The organism is Acidocella sp. MX-AZ03 (genome assembly GCF_027626035.1).
In the GTDB taxonomy this organism is placed as follows: domain Bacteria; phylum Pseudomonadota; class Alphaproteobacteria; order Acetobacterales; family Acetobacteraceae; genus Acidocella; species Acidocella facilis.
In genome coordinates, this window is the sequence record NZ_CP110774.1 from 3,613,986 (window position 1) to 3,640,266 (window position 26,281).

At 65.1% G+C, this 26,281-nt stretch carries 31 protein-coding genes and 3 pseudogenes; 21 read left to right on the forward strand and 13 right to left on the reverse strand.

Annotated elements, in window-relative coordinates; all coding sequences use genetic code 11:
- Positions 1–2: 2 nt before the first annotated feature.
- Complete coding sequence (locus GT370_RS19890) at positions 3–749, forward strand: SDR family NAD(P)-dependent oxidoreductase (protein ID WP_270183640.1); 747 nt, start codon at positions 3–5, stop codon at positions 747–749.
- A gap of 56 nt (positions 750–805) precedes the next feature.
- Here the strand turns inward: GT370_RS19890 and GT370_RS19895 are convergent, their stop codons facing one another.
- The 6 genes and pseudogenes from GT370_RS19895 to GT370_RS19920 all read right to left on the reverse strand — a co-directional run bounded on the left by GT370_RS19895 (position 806) and on the right by GT370_RS19920 (position 4,500).
- Positions 806–1,930, reverse strand: a complete 1,125-nt coding sequence (locus GT370_RS19895) for an S-(hydroxymethyl)glutathione dehydrogenase/class III alcohol dehydrogenase (protein ID WP_008495496.1) — start codon at positions 1,928–1,930, stop codon at positions 806–808.
- 22 nt (positions 1,931–1,952) lie between these two features.
- Positions 1,953–2,219 (reverse strand): metal-sensing transcriptional repressor, encoded by a 267-nt coding sequence (locus tag GT370_RS19900; RefSeq protein WP_008495497.1) that lies wholly within the window; start codon positions 2,217–2,219, stop codon positions 1,953–1,955.
- Positions 2,220–2,261: 42 nt separating this feature from the next.
- Complete coding sequence (locus tag GT370_RS19905) at positions 2,262–2,396, reverse strand: hypothetical protein (RefSeq protein WP_270183641.1); 135 nt, start codon at positions 2,394–2,396, stop codon at positions 2,262–2,264.
- Between the two features lie 45 nt (positions 2,397–2,441).
- On the reverse strand, positions 2,442–3,194 hold the full coding sequence (locus GT370_RS19910) for an SMP-30/gluconolactonase/LRE family protein (protein WP_270183642.1): 753 nt from the start codon (positions 3,192–3,194) through the stop codon (positions 2,442–2,444).
- A pseudogene (locus tag GT370_RS19915) lies at positions 3,130–4,231 on the reverse strand (carbohydrate porin). The gene GT370_RS19910 and the pseudogene GT370_RS19915 overlap by 65 nt, the downstream one beginning before the upstream one ends.
- A 116-nt stretch (positions 4,232–4,347) precedes the next feature.
- Positions 4,348–4,500, reverse strand: a complete 153-nt coding sequence (locus tag GT370_RS19920) for a hypothetical protein (RefSeq protein ID WP_270183644.1) — start codon at positions 4,498–4,500, stop codon at positions 4,348–4,350.
- A 320-nt stretch (positions 4,501–4,820) separates the two neighbouring features.
- Here GT370_RS19920 and GT370_RS19925 point away from each other — a divergent pair.
- Positions 4,821–6,172 (forward strand): annotated as a pseudogene (locus GT370_RS19925) (sugar porter family MFS transporter).
- A gap of 20 nt (positions 6,173–6,192) precedes the next feature.
- Positions 6,193–8,259 carry an alpha-glucosidase gene (locus GT370_RS19930; RefSeq protein WP_270183645.1) on the forward strand — a complete coding sequence of 689 codons (2,067 nt, stop codon included), beginning with the start codon at positions 6,193–6,195 and terminating at the stop codon, positions 8,257–8,259.
- Between the two features lie 30 nt (positions 8,260–8,289).
- Here the strand turns inward: GT370_RS19930 and GT370_RS21770 are convergent, their stop codons facing one another.
- From GT370_RS21770 to GT370_RS19950, 4 genes are all read right to left on the reverse strand, one after another.
- On the reverse strand, positions 8,290–8,427 hold the full coding sequence (locus tag GT370_RS21770; protein WP_442865470.1) for a hypothetical protein: 138 nt from the start codon (positions 8,425–8,427) through the stop codon (positions 8,290–8,292).
- On the reverse strand, positions 8,409–8,957 hold the full coding sequence (locus GT370_RS21775) for an HpcH/HpaI aldolase family protein (RefSeq protein WP_442865471.1): 549 nt from the start codon (positions 8,955–8,957) through the stop codon (positions 8,409–8,411). The genes GT370_RS21770 and GT370_RS21775 overlap by 19 nt, the downstream gene beginning before the upstream one ends.
- A gap of 124 nt (positions 8,958–9,081) precedes the next feature.
- Complete coding sequence (gene araD, locus GT370_RS19945; RefSeq protein WP_008495504.1) at positions 9,082–10,806, reverse strand: L-arabinonate dehydratase; 1,725 nt, start codon at positions 10,804–10,806, stop codon at positions 9,082–9,084.
- Positions 10,807–10,816: 10 nt separating this feature from the next.
- Positions 10,817–11,533, reverse strand: coding sequence for an SDR family NAD(P)-dependent oxidoreductase (locus GT370_RS19950; RefSeq protein ID WP_270183647.1), 717 nt, complete (start codon positions 11,531–11,533; stop codon positions 10,817–10,819).
- A 156-nt stretch (positions 11,534–11,689) separates the two neighbouring features.
- Here GT370_RS19950 and GT370_RS19955 point away from each other — a divergent pair, with 156 nt between their 5' ends.
- The 3 genes from GT370_RS19955 to GT370_RS19965 are packed head-to-tail and all read left to right on the forward strand — an operon-like array spanning position 11,690 to position 12,731.
- Positions 11,690–11,935 carry a LacI family DNA-binding transcriptional regulator gene (locus GT370_RS19955; protein WP_270183648.1) on the forward strand — a complete coding sequence of 82 codons (246 nt, stop codon included), beginning with the start codon at positions 11,690–11,692 and terminating at the stop codon, positions 11,933–11,935.
- Positions 11,923–12,165: a hypothetical protein gene (locus tag GT370_RS19960; RefSeq protein WP_270183649.1), complete on the forward strand. Its 243-nt coding sequence runs from the start codon at positions 11,923–11,925 to the stop codon at positions 12,163–12,165. Before GT370_RS19955 ends, GT370_RS19960 begins: the two co-directional genes overlap by 13 nt.
- A complete protein-coding gene (locus tag GT370_RS19965; protein WP_270183650.1) occupies positions 12,138–12,731 on the forward strand; it encodes a substrate-binding domain-containing protein in 594 nt (197 codons plus the stop codon). Before GT370_RS19960 ends, GT370_RS19965 begins: the two co-directional genes overlap by 28 nt.
- A gap of 32 nt (positions 12,732–12,763) precedes the next feature.
- Here the strand turns inward: GT370_RS19965 and GT370_RS19970 are convergent, their stop codons facing one another.
- Positions 12,764–13,495 carry a TSUP family transporter gene (locus GT370_RS19970; protein WP_008495507.1) on the reverse strand — a complete coding sequence of 244 codons (732 nt, stop codon included), beginning with the start codon at positions 13,493–13,495 and terminating at the stop codon, positions 12,764–12,766.
- A gap of 132 nt (positions 13,496–13,627) precedes the next feature.
- Positions 13,628–15,208 (reverse strand): thiamine pyrophosphate-binding protein, encoded by a 1,581-nt coding sequence (locus GT370_RS19975; RefSeq protein WP_008495508.1) that lies wholly within the window; start codon positions 15,206–15,208, stop codon positions 13,628–13,630.
- Between the two features lie 127 nt (positions 15,209–15,335).
- Here GT370_RS19975 and GT370_RS19980 point away from each other — a divergent pair, with 127 nt between their 5' ends.
- From GT370_RS19980 to GT370_RS20045, 15 genes and pseudogenes are all read left to right on the forward strand, one after another.
- A complete protein-coding gene (locus GT370_RS19980) occupies positions 15,336–15,566 on the forward strand; it encodes a hypothetical protein (RefSeq protein WP_008495509.1) in 231 nt (76 codons plus the stop codon).
- Between the two features lie 5 nt (positions 15,567–15,571).
- Entirely contained in the window at positions 15,572–16,027 is a 456-nt protein-coding gene (locus GT370_RS19985) for a sodium:solute symporter family transporter (protein WP_270183651.1), read from the forward strand.
- Entirely contained in the window at positions 16,012–16,875 is an 864-nt protein-coding gene (locus tag GT370_RS19990; RefSeq protein ID WP_270183652.1) for a sodium:solute symporter family protein, read from the forward strand. The genes GT370_RS19985 and GT370_RS19990 overlap by 16 nt, the downstream gene beginning before the upstream one ends.
- Positions 16,872–17,117 carry a hypothetical protein gene (locus tag GT370_RS19995; protein WP_270183653.1) on the forward strand — a complete coding sequence of 82 codons (246 nt, stop codon included), beginning with the start codon at positions 16,872–16,874 and terminating at the stop codon, positions 17,115–17,117. The genes GT370_RS19990 and GT370_RS19995 overlap by 4 nt, the downstream gene beginning before the upstream one ends.
- A gap of 38 nt (positions 17,118–17,155) precedes the next feature.
- Entirely contained in the window at positions 17,156–18,085 is a 930-nt protein-coding gene (locus GT370_RS20000) for a hydroxyacid dehydrogenase (protein ID WP_008495511.1), read from the forward strand.
- A gap of 3 nt (positions 18,086–18,088) precedes the next feature.
- A complete protein-coding gene (locus GT370_RS20005; protein WP_008495512.1) occupies positions 18,089–19,060 on the forward strand; it encodes an Ldh family oxidoreductase in 972 nt (323 codons plus the stop codon).
- A gap of 207 nt (positions 19,061–19,267) precedes the next feature.
- A pseudogene (locus GT370_RS20010) lies at positions 19,268–19,684 on the forward strand (molybdopterin-dependent oxidoreductase); the annotation flags it as partial.
- A gap of 143 nt (positions 19,685–19,827) precedes the next feature.
- Positions 19,828–20,667: a molybdopterin-dependent oxidoreductase gene (locus tag GT370_RS20015; RefSeq protein WP_270183654.1), complete on the forward strand. Its 840-nt coding sequence runs from the start codon at positions 19,828–19,830 to the stop codon at positions 20,665–20,667.
- An 875-nt stretch (positions 20,668–21,542) separates the two neighbouring features.
- Entirely contained in the window at positions 21,543–22,046 is a 504-nt protein-coding gene (locus GT370_RS21055) for a molybdopterin dinucleotide binding domain-containing protein (RefSeq protein ID WP_333490100.1), read from the forward strand.
- A complete protein-coding gene (locus tag GT370_RS21780; protein ID WP_442865472.1) occupies positions 22,043–22,273 on the forward strand; it encodes a hypothetical protein in 231 nt (76 codons plus the stop codon). Before GT370_RS21055 ends, GT370_RS21780 begins: the two co-directional genes overlap by 4 nt.
- Positions 22,270–22,770 (forward strand): 4Fe-4S dicluster domain-containing protein, encoded by a 501-nt coding sequence (locus GT370_RS20025; RefSeq protein WP_442865473.1) that lies wholly within the window; start codon positions 22,270–22,272, stop codon positions 22,768–22,770. The genes GT370_RS21780 and GT370_RS20025 overlap by 4 nt, the downstream gene beginning before the upstream one ends.
- Entirely contained in the window at positions 22,767–23,696 is a 930-nt protein-coding gene (locus GT370_RS20030) for a dimethyl sulfoxide reductase anchor subunit family protein (RefSeq protein ID WP_008495514.1), read from the forward strand. The genes GT370_RS20025 and GT370_RS20030 overlap by 4 nt, the downstream gene beginning before the upstream one ends.
- A 204-nt stretch (positions 23,697–23,900) precedes the next feature.
- Entirely contained in the window at positions 23,901–24,377 is a 477-nt protein-coding gene (locus GT370_RS20035; RefSeq protein WP_270183655.1) for a chloride channel protein, read from the forward strand.
- 2 nt (positions 24,378–24,379) lie between these two features.
- Positions 24,380–25,144 (forward strand): chloride channel protein, encoded by a 765-nt coding sequence (locus GT370_RS20040; RefSeq protein WP_270183656.1) that lies wholly within the window; start codon positions 24,380–24,382, stop codon positions 25,142–25,144.
- A complete protein-coding gene (locus GT370_RS20045) occupies positions 25,141–25,449 on the forward strand; it encodes a CBS domain-containing protein (protein ID WP_270183657.1) in 309 nt (102 codons plus the stop codon). The genes GT370_RS20040 and GT370_RS20045 overlap by 4 nt, the downstream gene beginning before the upstream one ends.
- A gap of 21 nt (positions 25,450–25,470) precedes the next feature.
- On the opposite strand, the gene GT370_RS20050 is transcribed toward GT370_RS20045, so the two are convergent.
- Complete coding sequence (locus GT370_RS20050) at positions 25,471–26,217, reverse strand: GntR family transcriptional regulator (RefSeq protein WP_008495516.1); 747 nt, start codon at positions 26,215–26,217, stop codon at positions 25,471–25,473.
- Between the last annotated feature and the right edge of the window lie 64 nt (positions 26,218–26,281).

The window sequence follows — 26,281 nt, forward strand, 5'->3', positions numbered from 1 at the left end:
ATATGGCTGGAATGTTGCAAGGAAAAATCGCGCTGGTCACGGGCGGGCTCTCGGGCATCGGCCTTGCCATCGCCGAGCGTTTCGTGCGCGAAGGCGCGCAGGTCATCGCCGCTGATCTCAGCACGGAGGCCACCGAACTCGATGACTCGAACATGGCGCCGCTGCAGATGAATGTCGCGGATGAGGCCAGCACGCAAAGCGGCATCGACAAGATCATCGCCAAATATGGCCGGCTGGATTGCGTGGTGAACTCCGCCGGCATTGGCAATGACATTCCCTTCCTCGACACCCCGCTGGAGCTGTTTGACAAGATCATCGCGGTCAATCTGCGCGGCACCTTCATCGTCGGCCAGGCGGCGGCGCGGGCGATGGTGAAAACTGGCGGTGGTGCCATCTGCAACATTGCCAGCGTCTCGGGCATGACCGGCAATGTCGGCCGCTCCGCCTACGGCGCCTCGAAAGGCGGCGTGGTGGTGTTGAGCAAGGTGATGGCGGTGGATCTGGCGGCGCAGAATGTGCGCGTCAACGTGCTCTCCCCCGGCCCGGTGGAAACCCCGCTGGTGGCCAAGATGCATAATGATTTCATCCGCAAGCGCTGGATCGAGCGCACCCCGATGGCGCGCTATGCCAGCCCGGAGGAAATGACCGGCGGCGCGGTCTTCCTGTGCTCGGACGATGCCGGCTACGTCACCGGCCATGTGCTCGCCATCGATGGCGGCATGATGGGCTCCGGCCTCACCGCCGCCTGAATCGCATAAGTTTTTGGGTTTGTGGGGACTTTTTTCAAAAAGTCCCACAAAACCCGTCAAACTTCCTCGCAGGAGAAGCGCACCACCGACCGGATCGACTTCCCCTCATGCATGAGATCGAACGCCTGATTGATCTCCGCCAGCCCCATCCTATGCGTCACAAACGGCGCCAGCTGGATCTTGCCTTCCATCGCCTCCTCCACCATTCCCGGCAGCTGCGAGCGCCCCTTCACCCCGCCAAAGGCCGTGCCCAGCCAGCGCCGCCCGGTGACGAGCTGGAAGGGCCGGGTGGAAATCTCCTGTCCGGCCCCGGCCACGCCGATGATCACCGACTGCCCCCAGCCGCGATGCGCGCATTCCAGCGCCGCCCGCATCACATTCACATTGCCGATGCACTCGAAGCTGTGATCCACCCCCCAGCCGGTCATCTCGATGATCACCTGCTGGATCGGCTTGTCATGATCCTTCGGGTTCACGCAGTCAGTGGCGCCGAACTGTTTCGCCAGCTCGAACTTGCCGGGATTCATGTCGATGGCGATGATGCGCCCGGCCTTGGCCAGCTTCGCGCCCTGGATCACCGCCAGCCCGATGCCGCCCAGCCCGAACACCGCGACAGAATCGCCCTCCTGCACCTTGGCGGTATTCTTCACCGCCCCCAGCCCGGTGGTGACACCGCAGCCCAGCAGGCAGACCTGCTCGGGATTGGCGCCGGGGTTGATCTTGGCCAGTGAAACCTCGGCGACGACGGTATATTCGCTGAAGGTCGAGCAGCCCATATAATGATAGATCGGCTGGCCATTATAGCTGAAGCGCGTGGTGCCATCCGGCATCACCCCCTTGCCCTGGGTGGCGCGCACCGCGGTGCAGAGATTGGTCTTGCCGCTCTTGCAAAACAGGCACTCCCCACATTCAGCGGTGTAAAGCGGGATCACATGGTCGCCCGGCGCCACGCTGGTCACACCTTCGCCGACCTCGACCACAATCCCCGCCCCCTCATGCCCCAGCACGGCCGGAAACAGCCCTTCCGGATCTTCGCCGGAGAGGGTGAAGGCATCGGTATGGCAGACGCCGGTATGGGTGATCTTCACCAGCACCTCGCCGGCCTTGGGCGGGGCGACGTCGATTTCCACGATCTGCAGAGGCTGTCCGGCGGCAAAGGCGACGGCGGCGCGGGATTTCATCGGCGGGGATCCTTCCGGGTTTCTAGCGGAGATAAGAGCGCAGCAGGGCCATCACGGGCTCCGGCGGTTCAGGCGGCGGGTCGCCAAGGGCCGCGAATTCCTCGCGCAGATGGCTCTCCAGCACGCTCACCATGATGCCATTCACCGCCCCGCGCACGGCGGCGAGCTGTTGCAGGATGGGCGCGCACTCCGCCCCCTCCTCCAGCGCGCCCGCCAGCGCCGTCATCTGCCCCTGAACGCGGCGGATGCGGGCGAGAATTTTGCGCTTTTCCTCAGGGTGGTGCGGCATGGCGCGCTACCCTAATATACTCCGGGTGAGTATGTCGAGGGGTCAGCCGCCGAAGCGCCCCACCGGCACGCCCGCCACCTCCGCCTGGGCCTGGAACAGCCCGCCCGCGCCCGGAGCCGCCGCCAGCTGCGCCTCGGACAATCCATGGCGCAGCGAGGTGAGGAACAAGGTTTTCATATCCGGCCCGCCGAAGCAGGGCATGGTGGGGGCGGGACGGGGCGGCTAGGCTCTGCACCAGCCCCCCTCACGCGTCAGCACATTCAGCCGCCCGGCCGAAACCCCGGCGCTCCAATAATGCCCCTGCACATCCATCGCCGCGCCATCGGGTCGGCCGGTCTCGTCTTCGAACTCCCGCAGCCGGACGCCATTGCGCAGCGCCCCGTCCGCCGGATCGAAATCATAAACATCCAGCTTGCGGGCGCGCGAATCGGAATGGAACAGCACCCGCCCATCCGCGGACCAGGCCAGCCCGTTGGAGGTGACGAGCCCTTCCACCCGGCATTCCACCCGCCCCTCCGGCGTGACGCGATACAGGGCGCCAATCGGCTCCTTCGCCGGCGTGTCATCCATGGTGCCGACCCAGAAAGCGCCATCCGGGCCGATCTTGCCGTCATTGGCGCGGGTGCGCGGGTCTGGCGGCAGCCGCGCCAGCACGCTTTGCGCGCCGCTATCGCGCTCCAGCAGAATGATGTCGTGCCGGCAGGCCACCACCAGCGCCTCGCCTTGCGCCAGGCCGAAACTCCCCACCGGCCCCGGCAATTGCCAAACCCGCCGCGCCCCGCTGCCCAGCGTCAGCTCATGGATCAACCCTTCCGGAATGTCGCACCAGAGCAGCGCCTGGCGCCGCGCATCCCAGACCGGGCTTTCCGTGAGCGTGCCTTGTGTGCCGGGCAGGGGGCGAAGCGTGAAATCAATGCGAGAACACCTTTTGCGGTAGCCCGGCGAGCCGGACCAGATTGACGGATAGCTGCACACCGAAAATCAACGCATTGGGTGTGGCGCTGGCCTGTTTCGGATGAGCGAGGTTATCCGGGTTTAGCACATATTGCACATTCGGCAGCACCCGCAGCCAGTCATTCGCCTGGATGCCGTAATTGACCTCGAAAATATATTCATTCGCCGCCGGGTGCCGCTGCCGCCGGCCAGGGCGCGCTCCTGCTTCAGGTAGGTCAGCTCGCGCCCGCCGAAATGCATTACCGTGCCAAGCAGGCCGATCGTATCATAAGGCCGGCTGGCGAAGGGCCCGGTATAGAGCGCGCCGACATCCCCGCCCCACTGGATTTCCTCAGGCGTATCCAGGCTATGGGTGAAGCCGCCGAAAATCCGCAGATTGCGGGTGCTGGAGAGATCCGGCCGATAGACCACCTGGTTGAAGAAGGCATAGACCCCGGTGCGGCCCCAATGCGTCGCCGCCTTGCCGCCGGCGCTGGCCAAAGGCTGGCCGGCTGTATTGTAGGCGGGTCGTTATATTTCGAGCTGTCCCAGTAGCCGCCCAACTGAATCGCGGTGGGGTAGGCGCTCTGCTGGAAATTCGTCGTGTAATCCAGCTCCACCGGCACCACCACGCCGGTATCGTTCTGCAAGGTGAAATTCAGATCATTCCGGCCATAGGCGGATTGTTTCGGATTCACCTCGGAGGTGCCGATCATCAGGTTGAGCGTGCGGTTGAGCTTGATCGTGGTGCGCTGCCCCCAGGTCGCGTACGGGTAGGCGACCAGCCCGACGGCGCGGAACATCGAATCGACATGGCCGCAAAAAGCGTTGGTCATGAAATTGCAGTTGATCGGCGAGGTGCCGAAAATCGCATCATTCATCCGCCCGGCGATGATATCCAGCCGCCCCTGCAGCAGGCTCTGGTCCCAGGTCAGTTCGGAAAGCCTGATCCCCTGGCCGCCATAAATCTGGTTGGCGAGCACGTTGTTGCCCACCGTGTCGATGGAAATATCCCGCCCGGTGCGCCCGGTGACGGTGACATGCAGCGCCCCGCCGGGAATCCCCGCCAGCGTCTGCATATTGATATCCGCGCCGAGATTGAGCTCATCGGCATAATCCGCCCCTTGCTTATGGCCGCCGCTGACATTCCCCGCCGCGTCGCCCGTGTAGTTCGAGCGCAGATAAATGCCGTTATTCAGCAATCTCTGCCCGAGCTTCGCCAGCGTGCTGTTGGGTTGGCGGGGGTGAAATTACCCGGCCCCGGCACCTGGGCCGCGGCACTGGCGGCGGTGAGCGCCCAGGCGGCCAGCGTACCCGCCTTCAAGGCTTTGCGTGAAACGCGTTTCATCTTGTCTGCTCCCTCGGATCGTTTTTCGTCGCGCCATCGCGCGGGGCGCTTAATTCGTAGCGCTACGAAATTGGCTATCACTTTCAAAACGGCCTGTCCAGCGAAGAAGATTGACAAAAATATATGAAAAAAACAGACAAGACTCTGACGTATTCCGGCGTTTCCCCGACGTCGATTTGGTTTGACGAGCAAAAATAATAGCGCTACGAAGTTGCCCAGAACAAACGGCTTGCTGGCCAGGACAGGCTGTGCCGGCAGGCTGAGGGGGAAACATAATGACTCAGACAGAGATGGCCGGGATGGCGGCCTCGCACCGGAAAATGATCCGCTACGCCATCGCGCTCGGCGCGTTGGGATTCCTGCTGTTCGGCTACGATACCGGCGTCATCGCCGGGGCGTTGCTGTTCATCAAAAAGGAAATGGCGCTGACCCCGGCGATGACCGCCTGGGTGGTCAGCATCCTGCTCGCCGGTGCCACGCTGGGGGCGATCGGCTCCGGCATGCTGGTGGAACGCTTCGGCCATCGCCGGTTGCTGATCGCGGCGGGGGTGTTGTTCACCTTCGGCGCGCTGGGCGCGGCACTCAGCACCGGCTTTGAAATGCTGGTGGCGGCACGGTTTTTCATCGGCCTCGCGGTCGGCGCGGCCTCGGCGCAGGTGATGCTCTATGTCAGCGAAATCGCCCCGGCGGAGGCGCGCGGCCAGCTCGCCACGCTGGCGCCGATGACCGGCACCACCGGCATCCTGATCTCCTATTTCGTCGATTATGGCTTTTCCGCCGATGGCGCCTGGCGCTGGATGTTCGGCGTCGCGGTGATCCCGTCGCTGCTGCTGATCATCGGCATGTGTTTCGCGCCGGATTCGCCGCGCTGGCTTGCCCATCGTGGCCGCTTTGATGAAGCGCTGGCGGTGCTGCGCCAATCCCGCCCGCCCGAGCGCGCCGCGCAGGAGCTGGCCGAGATCCGCAAAGTGGCCCACACCAGCAGCCATGTCGGGCTGGCGGCTTTGTTCTCTGACCGCGCCTTGCTCGGCCCGCTGGCGGTGGCCTGCGCGCTGGCGGTGCTGCAGCAGATCGTCGGCATCAACACCGTGATCTATTACGCCCCGACGATTTTGAAGAATATCGGCTTCGGCGCCTCAAGCGCCATTCTCACCACCGCCTGCCTGCAATTTTTGGCGATCCTGGCAACCCTCACCGCCTCGCGCCTGGTGGACAAGGCTGGCCGGCGGCCGCTGCTCATCGCCGGCGCCATCGTGATGGGGATGAGCCTGGCCGCCATTGGCATCATCATGCAAACCGCGCTCGCCTTCACGCTCGCCGGCCATGTCATCGCCGTCACCGCGCTGGCGGTGTACAAGATGGCCTTCTCCTTCAGCTGGGGCCCGCTGGTCTGGGTGATCATGCCGGAAGTGCTGCCGCTGCGTGCCCGCGGGGCTGGCATGGGGTTTCCACGCTCTGCAACTGGGCCTCGAATTTCGCTGTCTCCTTCTCCTTTCCGCTGCTGCTGGCGACGAGTTCGCTGCTGGTGTTCGGCGTGTTCATCGGCGGCTGCGTGCTGGCCCTGCTGTTCACCATCTTCATTCTGAAGGAGACCGCGCGCAAGAGCCTCGAGCGCATCGAGATGGAGGATGAGTTGCTGGGCGAGGCGATCCCCAGCATCGCGCATCATTGAACGGCTGAAGGATATTTGTTTTGCTGAAACTTGACCATGACGCCTCTGGATTTTCGCTTTCTGGCGCGGCGGGCCTGCTGTTCGCCCACCGGCCGGGGGCGCCTTGCCTGTTCGTCGGGCGCGGCCAGCCGGAGATCGCCTGCTATCGCGGCAATTTCAAGATCGAGGATTATGTCAGCGAACGTCAGGCGCTGAGCCATTGTGTCGTGCGCGAAGTTTCGGGCCGCATCGTCGCGGATTTCGCCCCAGGCGCCCACGCCGCCGCACTGCTCTCGCTCAGCTTCGAAATCACCAAGGACCAGGCCCGCATCGCCTTCACCGCGCATGACGAAACGCTGAACCGCATCTGGCTCCGCCTGCCGGCGCGGCTCGGCGAAAAGCTCTGGGGTGGGGGCGAGCAGATGTCCTATTTCGACATGAAGGGCCGGCATTTCCCGCTCTTCACCTCCGAACCCGGCGTCGGCCGCGACAAGACCAGCCCGATCACCTTCCAGGCCGATGTCACCGGCCAGGCCGGCGGGGATTACTACAACACCAACTACCCGCAGCCAACTTTTCTCTCCTCGCGCCGCTACGCCGCGCATCTGCAGACCACCGCCTATTGCGCCTTCGATTTCCGGCACGCGGAGTTCCACGAGCTGGAAGCCTGGGCGATTCCCGAGAGCGTGGAGTTTTTCGAAAGCCCGACCTATATCGGTCTGGTCCGCCAGATGGCGCAGCGCTTCGGCCAGCCGCCCGCCCTGCCGGACTGGGTGCATGACGGCGCCATTCTCGGCCTGAAAGAGGGCGAGAAAAGCTTCACCCGGATGAATGCGTTTGCCGAGGCCGGCGCCAAGATCGTCGGGCTCTGGTGCGAGGATTGGTGCGGCGTGCGCGAAACCAGCTTCGGCACCCGGCTGTTCTGGGACTGGCGGGCGAATGACAAGCGCTATCCCGGCCTGCGCGAAAAAATCGCGGCGCTGCGCGAGCAGGGCGTGCGCTTCCTCGGCTATATCAACCCCTACCTCGCCGTGGATGGCATGCTCTATCCCGAGGCGAAGGCGCATAACTATCTCGTGCGCAACGCCGAAGGCGCCGTGTATGTCATGGATTTCGGCGAATTCGATTGCGGCATCCTGGATTTCACCAATCCGCAGGCGGCGGACTGGTTCGCCGACAAGGTGATCGGCAATGAGATGCTGGATCTCGGTCTTGGCGGCTGGATGGCGGATTTCGGCGAATATCTGCCGACGGATGCGGTGCTGGCCAGTGGCCTGCCGGGGTTGGAGGCGCATAATCTCTGGCCGGTGCTATGGGCGCAGGTGAATGAAAAAGCCCTTGCCCTGCGCGGCAAAACCGATGAGGTGCTGTTCTTCATGCGTGCCGGCTTCACCGGCATCCAGGCGCATAACCGGCTGCTCTGGGCGGGCGATCAATGCGTGGATTTCTCCCGGCATGACGGGCTGCAGACGGTGATCTGCGGCGCGCTCTCCTCTGGCCTGCTCGGCAACCCGTATCATCACAGCGATATTGGTGGCTATACCAGCCTGTTCGGCAATGTGCGCGATGCGGATCTGCTGATGCGCTGGAGCGAAATGGCGGCCTTCACCGCGGTGATGCGCAGCCATGAGGGCAACCGTCCGCGAGAAAATCTACAGATTGACGAAGACGCGCAGGTGCTGGCGCATTTCGTCCGGATGACGCGGATCTTCGCCGCATTGGCGCCTTATCGCCGCGCCGTCGCGGCCGAGGCAGGGCTGCCGATGCAGCGTCCGCTCTTCCTGCATTTCGAGGATGACCCGGCCTATTATGAAAGCCAGACCAGCTATCTGCTGGGTGAGGATCTGTTGGTGGCCCCGGTGATCAGCGCGCAGAGTTTCACGATGGATGTCTATCTGCCGAAGGGCGCGGACTGGGTGCATCTCTGGTCCGGCAGCCGCCATGTGGGGGGCAAACCGTCAGCGTCGCCACACCCTACGGCGAGCCGCCGGTCTATTACCGCGCGGGCAGCGCGCACGAACCGCTCTTCGGCACCTGCGCGAAGTTATAAAAGTTTTTTGGCGCCGCTTTTTTTCAAAAAAGCGGCGAAAGACGTGGGAGCTTTTTGAAAAAAGCCCCCACACCCCCAAAAACTTTTATCAATAAGGGCCTGTGGTCTCGCGCTTGGCGTGCCCTCTCAGCGCGCCGAGAAACTCATTCGCCCGCCCGGTCATCATCCCCATATCCGAAGCGATCGCGGCGTAATCATAGCCATAGCTCAGAAATTTTTGCACCATCTCCGGGTTCGGCCCGACAATGCCAATCGGCTTGCCGGCCTGCTTCGCCGCCCGCGCCGCCGCGGCGATTTTCGCCTGCACCGCCTCATGGCCGATCTGCCCCATATGCCCCATCGCCGCCGAGAGATCCCCGGCCCCAGGAACAGCGCATCCACCCCCTTCACCGCCGCAATCTCAGGCGCCGCCGCCACCGCCTCCGGCGTTTCCAACTGCACGATCACGTAGGTTTGCGCATTGGCGTTGCGCAGATACGTCGCATCCGCCCCATACTGGCTGGCGCGATGCACGGCGGCCACACCGCGTATCCCCTCCGGCGCATAGCGCGCCGCCGCCACCGCCCGCTTCGCTTCCTCGGCATTCTGCACGAACGGCACCATGATGGTCTGCCCGCCCGCATCCAGAATCCGCTTGATCCAGACCAGATCATTCCAGGGCAGCCGCACCACCGGGGCCGCCTTGGTGTTACCGATGGCGCGCAAATGCTCGATCGCCTGCGGCGCATCCACCGGCACATGCTCCAGATCCAGCACCAGAAAATCGAACCCGGCATGGCCCAGCGCCTCGGCGGTGGCGGGGTACCGCTCATCAGCCAGGTTCCCAACGGCACGCCGCGCGAAAGCGCCGCGCGAAACTGGTTTTCCATAGATCTCTCCTTCAGAAAATCGGCGGTTCCGGAATCTTCTCGGTTCCACTCAGAAAATCGAAATCACACCCCTCCGGCGCCTGGCTGACGCTGCGTTCATAAAGCCGGGCATAAGAACGCGCGAAGCGTTCCGGCGGCTTCACCCAGGCCGCGCGCCTTGCCGCAATCTCCGCCTCGTCCACCAGCATGTTCAGCGTCCCGGCTGGCACATCCAGCGCCACCATGTCGCCGGTTTTCAGCAGCGCCAGCGGCCCGCCAACAGCGGATTCCGGCGCCACATGCAGCACGCAGGTGCCGTAATGGGTGCCGCTCATCCGCCCGTCGCAGATGCGCACCATGTCCTTCACCCCTTGCTCCAGCAGCCGCTTGGGCATCGGCAGATTGCCCCATTCCGGCATCCCCGGCGCGCCGATCGGCCCGGCATTGCGCAGCACCAGCACGCTGTCCTTGGTGATCTCCACCGCCGGATCATCCAGCTTCGCCGCCATCTCGGCCGGGTTGTCGAACACCACGGCCGGGCCGGTATGCTGCAGAAGATGCGGGCTGGCCGCGGAACTTTTCATCACCGCCCCATCCGGGCAGAGATTGCCGCGCAGCACCGCCAGGCTGGAGCCTTTCGCAAGCGGCACCACGGCCTTGTCCAGATCGCGGATCACATCATCATCCCAGCAGCGGGCACCTGCGATATTTTCATCCAGCGTGCGCCCGTTCACAGTCATGCAGCCGGGGATGATCGCATCGCCCAGCTTGGCCAGCAGTGCCGGCAGCCCGCCGGCGAAGAAGAAATCCTCCATCAGATAACCACCCGATGGAAAGATGTTGGCGCAGACAGGGATTTTCGCCGCCACCGCGCCGAGGTCATCGAGCGTCAGCGCCACCCCGGCCCGCCTGGCCATGGCGATGGTATGGATCGCCGCATTGGTCGAGCCGCCCAGCGCCATGCAGGCGCTCACCCCGTTCATCACCGCATCCGCGGTGATGATCTGCGAGGGCCGCAAATCCTCGCGCACCATCTCCACCGCCCGCGCTCCGCATTCGGCCGCCATGCGGGTATGGCCGGAATCCGCGGCGGGGAGGGAGGAGGCGCCGGGCAGCGTCATGCCCATCGCCTCGGCGATGGCGGTCATCGTGCTCGCCGTGCCCATCGTGTTGCAGGTGCCGATCGAGCGGGTCATCTTCGATTCCAGCTCGATCCAGTCATCCTCGGTGATCTTGCCGACGCGCTTCTCGTCCCAGAAGGTCTTGGTATGGGTGCCGGCCCCGACACTCTGCCCCCGCCAGCGCCCGTTGGACATGAATCCGGCCGGGCAATAGATCGCCGGCAGATCCATCGAGATCGCCCCCATCAGCAGCCCCGGCGTGGTCTTGTCGCAGCCGCCCATCAGCACCGCGCCATCCACCGGCAGCGAGCGCAGCAGCTCCTCCACCTCCATCGCCAGCATGTTGCGGTAGAGCATGGTGGTCGGCTTCACCAGCACCTCGCCGAGCGAGAGGGCCGGCAGCTCCACCGGATAGCCTCCGGCCTGCCAGACGCCGCGCTTCACCGCCTCGGCGCGCTCACGCAGATGGATATGGCAGGGGCTCAGCTCGCTCCAGGTGTTGATGATGGCAATCACCGGCTTGCCTAAAAACTCCTCGCGGCGCAGCCCCATCTGCTGGCTGCGCTGGCGGTGCGCGAAGCCGCGTATGTCGGTGCCCTCATACCAGCGGGCGGATCGCAATTTTGTCTCGGTCATCCGCGCCCCCTCAATTCGCCGTCAGCCCGGCATCGACCAGGAAATTCGCCCCCGTGCAGCCGCCGGATTCGGCCGAGGCCAGAAACAGCGCCATGCGCGCCACATGCGTCGCATCCAGCCGGAATTTCAGCGCCTGCAGATCCTTGAATTGCTGGTCCAGCTCCGGGGTGAGCCAGAGCGCCTGCTGGCGCTCGGTCAAAATCGCGCCGGGGACGATGCAGTTCACCCGGATCCCCGCCGGCCCCAGCTCGCGCGCCAGGGTGCGGGTGAGGCCGTTGATCGCGGCTTTCGAGGAGGTATAGCCGGCCATGCCCGGCCGCCCGCGCATCCAGGAGACCGAGCCGGTCATGATCACCGCCCCCTGGCCACGCGCGCGCATATGCCGGGCGACGGCCTGGGTGGCGAAGAATTGATGGTCCAGATTGACCGCGAGCGCGTCCTTCCAATCCTGCGGCTCGTAGGACCAGAAATCCTGCCTTTTATCGCGCGCGGCGTTGTTGATCAGCACATCGATCGGCCCGCGCGTCGCCTCGATGCTGTCGATGCAATTCCGTAGCGCTGCGATATCAGTCAGATCGACGGCGTGGAAGGCGCTGCCGGCCTGGCTCTGGGCCAGCTTCGTACCGGCCGCCTCGTCAATATCGAGAAACGCCACCCGCGCCCCTTGGGCGGTGAAAGCCTCGACCATCGCGGCGCCGATGCCCGAAGCGCCGCCGGTGATCAGCACCCCCGCCCCGCGCAGGGAGCGGTATGTGACGTCTTCATAGGGGAAGTCATATTGGCGTTATCCTCTATTCCACAAAATCGTAGCGCTACGATTCCGGGATTGTCAACCATTCGGCATGGTTGCCTGCCATCCGGTTTCCGATGATATGTGTTGCGTATGGCCTCACCGACAGACAAATCCGCCCCCCGCCTTCGCCGCAAGACCGACAGCGTCACCATGCAGGATGTGGCGCGGCTGGCGGGTTGCGCCACCTCCACCGTCTCGCTGTTCCTGCGCAAGCCGGATCTGGTGAAGGGCAAGACCGGCGCCAAGATCACCGCCGCCATCGAGCGGCTGGGCTATGTGCCGAACATGATGGCTGGGGGCTGGCGGCGGCGGCGGCGACGCGGGTGGTCAGTTTGATCGTGCCCTCGCTGCGCAACGCCTTCTTCGCCGCCACCGCGGATGCGCTGCAGGCGGCGCTGGCGCAGGCCGGGGTGCAGCTGCTGCTCGGCCATAATGAATATGATCCGGCGCGGGAGGAGGCGCTGGTGCGCGCCTCGCTCGCCTGGTCGCCGGCGGCGTTGGTGCTCACCGGGCTGGAGCATAGCCGGGCACCCGGCAGATGGCGCTCTCGCGCGGCACCCCGGTGATCGAGATGTGGGAGCTGGGCGCCAACCCGCTGGACATGCTGGTGGGGTTCGACCATCGCGCCGTGGGGGCGGCGGCGGCGCGGCATCTGCGCGCGGCCGGGTGCAAGAATGTCGCCTTCATCGGCGCCCGGCTGCAGGAGGACCGGCGCGCCGCCCAGCGCGGCAGCGGAGTCATCGCCGCCTTGCAGCAGGAGGGGGCGAGTGCCCGCCAGGCGATCGCCCCGCAGCCGGCCTCGGTGGCGGTGGGCGAGGCGTTGCTGGCGGAGCTGCTGGAGCGCGACCCGAAAATCGACGGGGTGGTCTGCTCGAATGACTGGATCGCGCTCGGCGTGCTGTTCGAGTGCCAGAAGCGCGGCATCGCGGTGCCGGAGCGGCTGAAGATCATCGGCTTCGGGGATTTGCCTTTTGCCGCGGCAACCTATCCGGCGCTCTCCACCATCCGTCCGCCGGGCGAGCGGATCGGCCAGGAGGTGGCGCGGCTCGCGCTGGCGGCGCTGAATGGCGAGACGGTGGCGCAGAAAACCGTGGATGTCGGGTTCGAGCTGGTGCGACGCGGCACCAGCTGAGAGGCGTTTGGGCCTACGGTTGGAACGCGGGGTTAGTGAGCGAGCAGCAGCGCGCCTTTGACGATGGTGGCGCCGGAACCGGCCAAAGCGAGAAACAACACGCCCTGGCGCGCCTGCCTGGCCGGGATGCGACGGTTCAGGATCTGCCCGAGCCCCAGCCCGGTGAGCAGCGCCACGCCCAGCAGCGGCACCGCCGCCAGCGGCAGATGCGGCAGGCCTTTCTCCGCCACCGAGGCCAGGTTGAGGGCCCCGAAATAGACCTGCATCGAGGCGACGAACTTCGCCTGGTCCCAGGCGGTGCCGACGGCGTAGAGCGTGATCGCCGGCCCGCCGACCCCGGCGGTGACATTCATGAAGCCGCTCAGCGCGCCTGCCGCCAGCGCCCCGGCCTTGCCCTTGAACAGCGCCACGTTCTTGAGCAGCAGCACGCTCAGCAGCGCCAGAAACACCAGCGTGCCGATGATGGTGAGCAGCCAGGCGGCGGGGATGAGCCGCGCCACCGGCGCGCCCAGCTGCACCGCGACCAAAGCCGCCGGCACCAGCAGCGCCAGCCGGCGCGGCTCCGCCGCCCGCCAGGTGCCGGCCAGTACTACGGCATTGAGCACCAGCGTCAGCAGGTTGGCCAGCAGCACCCCCTGGAACGGCCCCAGCACCAGAATCAGCAGCGGCGAGGCGACCAGCGCAAAACCCAGCCCGGTGACGCGCTGGGTGGTGGCGCCGAGGAAGGCGGAGAACGCGACAAGGGCAAGCTGGAGATGCGGCATGGAACCAGGCGGGTTAGAGGCTGCCGTCTCGTAGCGTTACGATTTTAGCCGGTCAATGTCGCGGTGCAGCATGGCTCCATGCGCTTTTTAGGTAGCTTTATGTAAGTGTTTCAAAAAATAATAGCGCTACGATTAATGCAGCATCGGCGCGGCCAGCCCGGCGATGATGATATTCACGCAAGCCGGCTTGTTGCTGGCAAAAGCCCGCGCCAGCGCCGGGGCGATCTCCTCTTCCCGTGTCACCAGCTCCCCATGCCCGCCCAAAGCCGCCACCGCCGCATCATAGCGCGTGCCCGGCAGCAAGTCGCAGCCATGGGCGCGCCCCGCCCCGTAATCGCGCGCCTGGATCTGATATTCCGCATTCCAGCGCGCATCATTGCCGATCACCGCGATGAAGGGCAGTTTGTGCCGCAGCGCGGTTTCGAACTCCGCCATGTGAAAGCCGAAGGTGCCATCGCCCATCACCGCCAGCACGGGCCGTTCCGGTGCGGCGGCCTTGGCGCCGAGGGCGAAGGGCAGGGCGCTGCCGATGGCCCCGGCGACGCCGTTGATGATCCGCGCCGGCACGTCGATCGCCGCCTGCGCCCATTGGCCGATCTCACCGCCATCGCAGATGAAAACCGGGTTGTCCAAGGTCCGCATGAAGGCGGCCAGCGCCTGGCACATCGAGAAACTATTCAGGCCGGTTGCGGGCGGCGGCGCGGCGCGGCGGGTGAGGGCGCTGTGCGCGCGCTCCACCCAGCCTGGCGCGCTTTGCGGCTTGATCCGCGCGAGCTGGCCCAGCACGGCCGGTATATCCGCGACCACGCCCAGACGCAGCCGCTCGCCCAGCGCCGCGCGGGCGCGGGCCAGCATCGCTTCGTCAGGGTCGATCACGATCCACTCCGCCGCGCCGAGATTGCCGAATTTCAAGGTGAAATCGACCAATTTTCCGAGCGAGACGATGCAGTCCGCGGCCGCCAGCAAAGCCTGCACCGCGCCCAAGGCGGGGTCGTTGACGCCGCGCGGGCTTTCCATCGGTAGGCAGATGAAGCCCTGCGCGCGCAGCTGCGCCGTCATCGCCTGCCCGGCCGGGGTGCAGAGGGCTGGGGGCAGCAGGAAAAGCGGCCGGCGGGCGCTGGCCAGCGCCGCGCGCAGCGCCGCCAGCGCGGTCTCGCTCAATCCGGTTGGCGTCGGCAGAGCGGGGACCTGCGGGGCGGTGGCGGCGGTGGCTTCCAGCACATCGCTGGGCAGGCTGAGATGCACCGGCCCCGGCCGGCCGGATTGGGCGATGGCGATGGCGCGGCCCACATCCTGCGCCAGCGCCTCAGCGGAGCCGACCATCCAGGAGGCCTTGCATAAAGGCGCGGCCAGCCCGGCCTGGTCCATTTCCTGGAACGCCCCGCGCCCCAGTTCACGCAGCGGCGCATGGCCGGAGAGCAGCAGCAGCGGCGTCTCGCTCTGCCGCGCGGTGTAGAGCGCGCCGATGGCGTTGGCATGGCCCGGCCCGCCGGTCACCATCGCCACCCCGATTTTGCCGGAAAGCCGCGCATAGCCCTCGGCCATATGCACCGCCGCGCCTTCATGGCGAACATGGTAGAGCGCGATATCGGTATCGCGCAGCGCGTCATAGATCGGCATGATATGATTGCCTGACAGCGAGACAATTTTTTCCACGCCCGCCAGCTGTAATGTTTTCACCAGCAGATCCGCGCCAGATTGGCCAGACTTCATCCCATCCCCCATTTTTCCTGCGATTTTGCCGCCCGCGGGTCGCGCGCTTGACAAAAGCGGCGCGGGCTCCGTATAGTCTTATATAAGATATAAAAATCGAACACAAATTTCGGGGGAAACAATGCGAATGTCGATGCTGGCATGGGTTGTTGCGGTCCTGGTGATTATCGGCCTGTATACGCTGGGCCCGGCCTTCGGCTTCAACGCGGCCTCACCCGCCATCCTGGGGATGCCGCCGCTTTATTTCTGGTTCGTCCTGGTGCCGCTGTTGAATCCGGTGATCCTGGGTGCGCTTTATCTGATCGACCGGGCGGAAAACCCTGGCGATGACGACGAACTTTCCAATTTGACGGAGTGAGCGCGATGTCCGATATGGTTTTCATCCTCGGTATCGTCGGGCTCGGCGTGCTGCTGGTCACCTGGGTTGGCATTCGCGGCGGGCGCCAGGCCTCCACCACCATGGAAGGCTGGCTGGTCAATGACCGGCAGATGGGCCCCTGGCTCACCTGGTTTCTGCTCGGCACGGAAATCTACACCGCCTTCACCTTCCTCGGCCTCGCCGGCTTTGCCTACAGCAAAGGTGGTGGCGTGTTCTATAATGTCGCCACCAACGATGTCGGCTACGCGCTGGGCTTCATGCTGCTGCCGGCGATCGGTCTGCTGGGGCGCAAATTCGGCTATGTCACGCAGTCCGACTTCATCGCCGGGCGCTACCAGAATGAGTGGCTGGGCATCATCGTCTCCTTCTGCGCCGCGATCATCATGATCGCCTATATCGATCTGAATATCGAGGGGCTGGGGCGGTGCTCAGCGTGCTGACAAATCACCGGCTCAACATTCTCTCCGCCGACATTATCGGCTTCTCGGTGCTGTCGCTGGCGGTGTTCTTTGGCGGCATCAGGGGCAATGCCTGGCAGTCGGTGATCAAGGATCTGCTGATGTTCGGCGCCATCGCGGTGCTGTTCTTCACCATTCCCTACCGCTATTTTGGCGGCTTCGGCGATATGTTCAGCCAGATGATGCAGAAGATTCCATCGCATCTCACCATGCCGGGGCCGACGCATAAGCTGACCCTGTCCTGGTTCTGGACCACGGTGATCCTGACCGGCTTTGGTCAGTGGATGTGGCCGCAATGGTTCAATGTCGCCTTTTCCGCCAAGGGGCCGCGCACGCTGAAGCTGCAGGCGGTGTTCATGCCCTTCTACCAGCTGGTGAAAGTTGCCGTGATCACCATCGGCTTTGCCGCGGTGCTGATTTTCGCCACACAGAAGGTGGGCGGCAATGAGGTGGTGCTGCGCCTGGCCCAGCAGATCTTCCCGCCCTGGGCGCTGGCGATCTTTGCGCTGGCGGCGGTGCTTTCCGCCATCGTCCCGGCCGGACCGATCATCATGATGAGCTGCACCATGCTGGCGCGCAACGTCTATGCCAAGCTGGTGCCGCAGACGACCGACCGGCAGATGTTCAACATGACCCGCTGGCTGGTGTTCGTCGTCACCTTCGCGGCGTTGATTCTGGCGGTGGTGGCGCACTCGTTGATCGTCACGGTGCTGCTGGTGGCCTATGATTTCATCGCCCAGCTGGTGCCGGCGGTGATCATTGGTGGGCTGCTCTGGCGGCGCGCCACCGGGCGGGGGTGGCGGCGGGATTGGTGGTCGGCTGGGGGTTGAGCTTGTATTTCCTGCTCTCCCACCATGATCCGGTGCTGGGCTATAATGCCGGCTTCGTCGCCTTGCTGGCCAATTGCGTCACCTTCTTCATCGTCAGCCTGACGACGCAGCCAGTGCCCTCCAGCTTTCTGGATGAGTTCTTCGGCGCGGCCTACCACCGGCGCCGGCGCCAGGTCATTGCCGCCCCGCGCGGCGCGCTGGCCCGGGATTTGCCGGATAGCCTGAAAAACCCTGTGTCTTAAATGAGGAGATTGATCATGGACTGGAGCGCGTAGGCGGCATGGCGCAGATTGTCATAACCGAATTCATGGATGACGAGGCGGTGCGCGCCTTGGCGGCGCGGGGGCAGGTGCTGTATCGCCCTGACCTGGTCGATCAGCCCGAGGCGCTGGCGGCGGCGTTGGAAGATTGCCAGGCGCTGATTGTGAGAAACCGCACCCAGGTGCGCGGCGCGCTGTTGGCGCAGGCGCCGAAGCTGGAGCTGGTCGGGCGGCTGGGCGTCGGGCTCGATAATATCGATCTTGAGGCCTGCAAGGCGCGCAAGATCGCGGTCTATCCGGCGACGGGGGCGAATGACGATGCCGTCGCCGAATATGTCGCCTGCGCCACGCTGAGCCTGTTGCGGCGCGGCTTTCTGCGCAGTGTCGAGGTGGCGGCCGGGCTGTGGCCGCGTGAGGCGATGATCGGCCGGGAGATTTCCGGCCGGCGCGCGGGCATGGTGGGGTTCGGCGGCACGGCGCGGCAGGCGGCGGCGCGGCTGGCGGCTTTGGGGATGCGCATCGCCGCTTACGATCCGTTATTGCCGGAGGGGCATGCGGCCTGGGGGACGGCGCAGCGCATGAGCCTGGAGGACTTGTTCGCAAGCTGTGACGTGGTGAGCTTGCATGTGCCGCTGACACCGCAGACGCGCCATATGATCGATGCCGGAAAACTCGCTTTGATGCAGAGCCATGCCGTGCTGATCAACGCGGCCCGGGGCGGGGTGGTGGATGAGGCGGCCCTGGTGGCGGCGTTGAAAGCCGGCGCGCTGGGCGGGGCGGCTCTGGATGTGTTCGAGCATGAGCCGCTGGATGGCCCCCATGGCGCCTTGTTCGCTGGCGTGCCGAATCTGATTCTAACACCGCATATTGCCGGGGTGACGATGGAATCAAATGTCCGCGTCTCCGGGAAGATTGCCGAGATTGTTCTCAACGCTTTGAAGATTGGTTGACGCATGTTGAAACTCTCCATCACCGAGGCCAAGCAGAAGGCCGAGGCCATGCTGGTGGCGAATGATACCGCACCGGAAAATGCGGGTTCTGTCGCCAATGCCTTGGTGCTGGCGGAGGCGGACGGGCTGGCCGGGCATGGGCTGATGCGTTTGCCGTTTTACGCGGCGCAGGCGAAATGCGGCAAGATCGACGGCCAGGCCCGCCCGGCGGTGAAGCAGCGCACCGGCAGCGGGGTGAGCCTCGATGCCGCGAACGGCTTTGCCTACCCGGCGATCGACATGGCGATCGACGAGTTACTGGCGCTCACCTTCCGTCAAGGCGTCGCGGCGGCCTCGATCACCCGTTCCAGCCATTGCGGGGCGATGGGGCTGGTGGTTGAGCGTTTGGCCAATCACGGGCTTGTGGCCTTGATGTTTGCCAATACCCCGGCGGCGATGGCGGTGTGGGGCGGGCGGCGGCCGTTGCTTGGCACCAACCCGATCGCCTGTGCCTTCCCGCGCCCGCGCGGCGCGCCGGTGGTGATCGATCTCTCCCTCTCCAAGGTCGCGCGCGGGCAGATCGTCGCGGCGAAGCAGAAGGGCACGAAAATTCCCAAAGATTGGGCGTTGGATGCGCAGGGGCAGGAAACCGAGGACCCGGCGGTGGCGCTGGCGGGCTCGATGCTGCCTTTGGGCGGGGCCAAGGGCGCGGCCTTGGCGCTGATGGTGGAGGCGCTGGCCGCCGGGCTGACCGGCAGCCATTATGCCTATGAGGCCAGCTCTTTTCTGGACGCGCAAGGCCCGCCGCCGGGCACCGGGCAGCTGCTGATCGCGCTGAACCCGATCAGCTTTGGCGGCAACATCTCACATATGGAGCGGCTTTTTGCCGAGGCGCTGACGGATGGGGTGCGCCTGCCGGGGGCACGCCGCAGCGAAAACCGCCGCCGTGCCGAGGCCGAGGGGCTGGTGGTGCAGGAGGGCTGGTTTGCGGCTTGATTCATAAATTCGTTTTATGAGTTTGGCAAAAATAATCTGTTATTCAATACAAGGAAGCTGACCTATCATCGCGTATTGAATCGGCTGCGCCCCTGGCGTGGCGGGCCTTCTTGTTGGGTAGGCCGTTGGGAGTGAGTGGTGTCGAAGCAAGAAACCATCGAGTATTCCGCGCCGGTTGGCGACAGCGTGGCGCAGACGACCTGCTATATGTGCGCCTGCCGCTGCGGCATCAAAGTGCATCTGAAGGACGGCAAGCTTCGTTATATTGAGGGCAATCGCGCGCATCCGGTCAATCGCGGCGTGCTCTGCGCCAAGGGCTCGGCGGGGATCATGAATGTGCTCTCCCCGGCGCGGCTGCGCAAACCGCTGAAGCGTGTAGGCGAGCGCGGGGCGGGCGAGTTCGAGGAGATCGAGTGGGAGGAAGCGCTGTCCATCATCACCGCGCGCCTCGCCAAAATCCGCGCCAATGATCCCAAGCAGTTCGCGTTCTTCACCGGGCGGGATCAGTCGCAATCCCTCACCGGCTATTTCGCGCAGATGTTTGGCACGCTGAATTTCGCGGCGCATGGCGGGTTCTGCACCGTCAACATGGCGGCGGCGGGGCTTTATTCCGTTGGCGGCGCGTTCTGGGAGTTTGGCGAGCCGGATTGGGAGCATGCGAAAATCTTCCTGCTGATCGGCGTCGCCGAGGACCATGATTCCAACCCGATCAAGCTGGGGCTTGGCAGGTTGAAGGAGCGGGGGCGAAGATCGTCGCCATCAATCCGGTGCGCACCGGCTATGGGGCGATTGCGGATGAGTTCGTCGCCATCACGCCGGGCACGGATGGGCTGTTCGTGTTGGCCTTGGTGCATTGCCTGTTGGAAGAAGGGGCGATTGATACCGAGTTTCTCATCCGCCATACCAATGCGCATTATCTGGTGATCGATGCGCCGGGCACGGCGGAGGATGGGCTGTTCGCGCGTGATGAAAGCGGCGCGCCGCTCTGCCTGGACCGGGCCGATCATCAGATCAAACCAGCCTCGACGCTGGGGGCGGACCCGGCCTTGCTGGGCAGCGTGACATTGCCGGATGGGCGCGCGGCGCGCCCCGCCTTCGCGCTGCTGGCGGCGCGCTATAGCGATGCCGCCTACGCGCCGGAGGCGGTGGCGGCGCGCTGCGGGGTGCCGGCTGCCACCATACGTAGGCTGGCGGCGGAGCTGGCGGAGATTGCCTTCAACCAGCCAGTGACGCTGAACGTGCCCTGGACGGATACATCCGGCCGCCGGCATGAAACGATGCTGGGGCGTCCGGTCGCGATCCATGCGATGCGCGGCATCTCCGCTCATTCCAACGGGTTTCAGACCTGCCGCGCCGTTCATATGCTGCAGATGCTGCTGGGCGCGGTCGATACGCCGGGCTCCTGGCGCTATAAATCGCCCTACCCGAAGCCGATTCCGGCGGGGCCGGCGCCGGGGGCAAGGCGTTTTTGGAAAACGGCGCGCTGGCCGGGCTGCCTTTGGGATTCCCCGCCGGGCCGCAGGATTTTCTGGTGGATGACAATGGCGAGGCGCTGCGGCTGGACCGGGCGTTTTCCTGGGAGGCGCCGCTGGGCGTGCACGGGATGATGCATATGTCCATCGCCGAGGCGCATAAGCAGGATCGTTATCCGATCGACACGCTGATGGTCTATATGGCCAATGTCGCCTGGAATTCGGCGATGAATCCGGGTGAGGCGATGCGCATGCTCACCGACAAGAACGCCGATGGCAGCTACAGGATTCCATTTTTCATCCTGGCCGATGCGTTCTTCTCCGAAACCGTGCCCTATGCGGACATCGTATTGCCGGACACGACCTATCTTGAGCGCTATGACTGCATCTCGCTGCTGGACCGGCCGATTGGCTCGGCGCATGGGCCGGCGGATGCGATCCGGATTCCAGTGCTCAAGCCCGACCGCGATGTGCGCCCCTTCCAGGATGTGCTGATCGACATTGCAGGACGGCTGAAATTGCCGAATTTCGCTGATGAAGGCGGCGCGCCGCTTTATGCATCGTACGCTGACTACATGGTGAGGCATCAGCGCAAGCCCGGTATCGGCCCGCTGGCCGGATTCCGCGGCGCGGATGGGCAGGCCATCGGCAAGGGCGAGGTGAATGGCGACCAGCTCAAGCGCTATATCGAGAATGGCAGCTTCTGGCGGCATCATTTGCCCGATGAGCAGCTTTACTTCAAACATTCCAACCAGGCCTATCTCAGCACCGCCAAGGCGATGGGGCTGATCGACAAGGACGAACAGATCACGCTGCATCTCTACTGCGAAATCCTGCAGACATTCCGTCTGGCCGCACAGGGGCACGGGGCGCATCAGCCCCCTGAGCGGCTGCGCGCCCGGCTGGAGGCGGTGATGGACCCGTTGCCGATCTGGTATGAGCCGATTGAGGCGACGATGGTGAACCGGCAAGAGTACCCGCTGCACGCGCTCACCCAGCGGCCGATGGCGATGTACCATTCCTGGGGTTCGCAAAATGCCTGGCTGCGGCAGATCATGTCTGAAAACCGGCTCTATATGAACCGGGAGACCGCCGGGGCGCTGGGGATCGCGGATGAGGACTGGGTGGTGGTGGAAAGCCGCAACGGCGCGCTCACCTGCCAGGCGCGGCTGATGGAGGGGCTGAACCCGAACTCTGTGTGGACCTGGAATGCGATCGGCAAGCGCTCCGGCGCCTGGACGCTGGATCAGAAAGCCCCTGAATCCGAGAGGGGATTTCTGCTCAACCATCTGATTTCGGAATATCTGCCGGCGGACGAAAGCGGGCATCGCGCCTCCAACTCGGACCCGGTCACCGGCCAGGCAGCTTGGTTCGATCTCACCGTGCGGGTGCGCAAGGCCAGCGCCGCCGAGGCAGGGCAGACCGCGCCGCATCCCGGCACAGTGCACGCCCCTTTTGCCGTACATAACCCCGAAAATCTGCGCTACGGCGCCAAGATGGAGGCCGCCGAATGACCAGCCTACCCACCCCGGATCCGGCGGCAAAGAAGCTCGGCCTGGTGATCGATCTGGATACTTGTGTCGGCTGCCATGCCTGCGCGGTGAATTGCAAGGAATGGAATACCGGCGGCCATGCCGCGCCGCTGCCCGATTACGACCCCTACGGCAAGGAGCCTGATGGCGTCTGGTTCAATCGCATCCATTCCTACGAGGCGGGTGTGGCGAGGCCAGCCGCACGGTGAATTTTCCGCGCTCCTGCCTGCATTGTGAAAATCCGCAATGCGTCACCGTCTGCCCCACCGGCGCCTCCTATAAGCGGGTGGAAGACGGCATCGTGCTGGTGGATATGGATAAATGCATCGGCTGCAAGCTGTGCTCCTGGGCCTGCCCCTACGGGGCGCGGGAATTCGATGAGCTGGCCGGGGTGATGAAAAAATGCACGCTCTGCATCGACCGCATCTATAACGAGACCTTGCCCGCGGAAGAGCGCGAGCCGGCCTGTGTCGCCACCTGCCCCTCGCGGGCCCGGCATTTTGGCGATTTCAATGACCCGGAGAGCAAGGTTTCCAAGCTGGTGGCGCAGCGCGGCGGCGTCGAGCTGATGCCGGAGCTGGGCTATAAGCCGGTGAACAGATATCTGCCGCCGCGCCAGGCGCAGATCCAAACCGCGCCGCGCGAGCGCGCCGCCGAGGGCGGCAACAAGCTGTTGCGACTGCTGGACAAGGTGCTCTCCCGATGAAGCCTGCCGCTTCGGTTCTGCTGCTCACCACCTTGACCGGCTTTGGCTATGGGCTGCTGGCCTGGCTCGCGGTATTCGCGCTGCTCGGGCTGCTGCCGGGCTCGCGCTGGTTCATGCCGGTGGGAGTGGTGGTGGCGCTCGGCTTCGCGGCGTCGGGGCTCATCGCCTCCATGCTGCATCTCGGGCGGCCGGAGCGGGCCTGGCGGGCTTTCAGCCAATGGCGCTCCTCCTGGCTGTCGCGCGAGGGGGTGGCGTCGCTGGTCACCTTTCCGCCGGCTCTTGGCTTTGCGGTTTTGTGGTGGGTGATGGGGCCGGGGCCGGTGACGGTGATCATCGGCCTAATCGCCGGGGCGCTGGGGCTGGTCACGGTCTATTGCACGGCGATGATCTATGCCAGCCTGAAGCCGATCCGGCAGTGGAACAACAAGCATACCGCGCCGAACTATATGCTGCTGGCCTTGTTCTCCGGCGCCATGCTGATGGCGCTGCTGCTGGCCTGCTGGACTGGGCAGGCCGGGTTGGCCGGGCTGCTGGTGCTGCTGGCCGGGCTGCTCGCGGCGGCGGCCAAGCTGGCCTATTGGCGCTTCATCGACACCCAGAAACCGCTGGCCACGCTGGCCAGCGCCACCGGGCTGACCCGATATGGCGAGGTGCGGCCGCTGGATGCGCCGCATTTCACCGAAAACTACGTGCTGCGTGAGATGGGCTATCAGATCGCCCGCAAACATGCCGCCAAGCTGCGCCGCATCACCCTTGCCACCGCCTTCCTGCTGCCTTCCTTGCTGGCGCTGCTGGCCGGGCTGGGGCTGGTGCCGGCGCCGCTCATCATCCTCGCCACGCTGCTGACGGCCATGGGGCTGTTCATAGAGCGCTGGCTGTTCTTTGCCGAAGCCACCCATGTCGCAACCCTCTATTACGGACGTTAAGACCGCGCATTTTCCCAGGCTGGACGCTGCCTGGCAGCGTGTGCGGCTGCTGGTGCGGGTGGATGAATTATGGCTGGCGGGGTTCGCGGCGCTGGTCGGCGGGCTAGCCGGGGCCGGGGTGGCGGCGATGAACGGCGTCACCCATGCGCTGCATCGCCTGCTGTTCAACCTGCCGGCGGGCAGGGGCTGTCCGATGCGCCCTATGTGGAGACGGCGCGGCTGCTGGCGGTACCGGTGCTCGGCGGGCTGGTGCTGGGGCTTGGCGCCTGGCTGGTGGCGAAATTCCGCCCGAAAGGCATCATCGATCCGGTCGAGGCGAACGCGCTTTATGGCGGGCGGATGTCGCTGCGCGATAGCGTCATCGTCGCGGTGCAGACGGTCTGGTCCAACGGTATTGGCGGCTCGGTGGGGCTGGAGGCGGGCTATGCGCAGCTGGGCGCTGGCCTTGCCTCATGGGGCGGGGCGAAGCTGCGGCTGCGGCGCTCGGATTTGCGGCTGCTGGTGGGGTGCGGGGCGGCGGCGGCGATCGGCGGGGCCTTCAGCGCGCCGCTTTGCGGGGTGTTTTACGGGGTGGAGCTGATCCTGGCGAATTATTCGCTGGCAACACTGCCGTTCATCATCATCGCGGCGCTGGCCGGCACGCTGGTAACTGGGCAGCTGCATGCCGGCTCAGCCCGCTGAATGTGGCGCTGCCGCAAATGCTGCCGCTTTCCGCCTACCCGATGGCGATCCTGGTCGGGATTTCCGCCGGGATGGTGGCGATTGCGATCATGCGCGGGGTGACGGCGATCGAGGCCGGGTTCCGGCGCTCGAAAATGCCGGTCTGGCTGCGCCCGGTGGTGGGCGGGCTGCTGCTCGGGCCGCTGGGCATGGTCTCGCCGGCGACGCTGAGTTCCGGCCATGCGGCGCTGCATGCGCAGATCGGGCTGTCGTTGCCATTGCTGACGGCGCTGGTGCTGTTTCTGGGCAAGGCGGTGGCGTCCTCGATTTCCATCGGCGCCGGGTTTCGCGGCGGCTTGTTCTTCGCCTCGCTGTTTCTGGGTTCGCTGTTCGGGAAGTTGTTTGCCGATGTGGCGCTGGTGGTGCCCGGGCTGGCGGCGATGCCGGTGGGGTTCTACGCGGTGGTGGGGATGAGCGCGATGGCGGTGGCCATCGTCGGCGGGCCGATGACGATGACCTTCCTGGCGCTGGAGAGCACCGGGCAGTTTTCCATCACCATCTGCGTGCTGGCGGCGGCGATCGCGGCCTCGATCACGGTCAAGCGTGTGTTCGGCTATTCCTTCTCCACCTGGCGGTTCCATCTGCGCGGCACGCCGATCCGCAGCGGCGCGGATATTGGCTGGATCGCCAGCCTCACGGTGGGCCGGCTGATGCGCAGCGGCGATGTGCGGATGGTGCATGAGGCGGAGCCGGAGGTGCTGCGCCGGGAGGCCGCCCCGGCGAGGTGAAGCGGCTGGTGGTGCTGGATGCGCAGGGCAAATATAGCGGCATCGTGCTGCCGGCGGAGCTGCATGCGGCCAATCTGGACGGGGCGGGGCTGGAGGGGTTTCTGCATCACCGCGATGCGTATCTGCTGCCGGGGATGAGCGTGAAGGAGGCGCTGGCGCTGTTTGAGCGCGCGGAGGCCGATGCGCTGGTGGTGCTGGAGAATGCGGCGAGCCGCAAGGTCATCGGCGTGCTTTCGGAGCAATATGCGCTGCGCCGCTATAGCGAGGAGCTGGAACGGCGCCGGAAAGAGCTGGCCGGGGTTTAGCAAAAATTATCGGCGTCGGCCTCAGGTGATCTCCGCCGCGTAACGGTAGGCGCTGGTTTTGCAGCGGCTGACGCGCAGCTCCACCTTCTTGCCGTTGAGGTCCGAGGCGATGCGGGTGATTTCCAGCAGCGGCGTGCCCTCCGGCACCTGCAGATGCGCCGCATCCTGCGCGTCGGCCGCCACCGCCGCCAATGTTTCGTCCGCGCGGGTGATGGTGATGCCGAAATGCTGCTGGTAGATCACATACATTTCCTCCGGCATTTCCTGGTTCAGGATCACCGAGAGCCCCGGCATCAATGCCGCCGGCACCATGATGGTTTCGAAAATCGCCGCATCCTCCTCGAAGGAGCGCACACGGGTGATGCTGTGCAGGGCGGCGCCGGGTTTCAGCCCCAGCGCCTGCGCCTGGGCGCGCGTCGCCTTGGCGCTCTTCTGCGCGAAGGCGCGGCTGGCCGGGGTGAGGCGGGTGCCGTCGAGATCGACGATGCGGAAGAACTGGAATAAGGCCTGCTGGGCGGTGTGCCGGGCCACATAGGTGCCGTGGCCCTGGCGGCGGACGATCAGTTTGTTCGCTTCTAGCGCCATCAGCGCCTTGCGCACCGTGCCCTGGCTGACCTTGAATTCGGCGGCGAGCTGGAACTCGTTGGGCAGCAGCGCGCCGGGCTGCCATTGGCCGGAGCCGATGCGCTCGGTCATCAGCGCGTAGACCTGCGCGTAGAGCGGCTGGAAGGAGGTGCTTTGTTCGGCCTTCGCCGGGAGTGTCGCCATGGGGTCCGTCAAGATGAGGTCAGAGGCGCAGAATAAAGCTATATGTATAAAGATACAATTATTC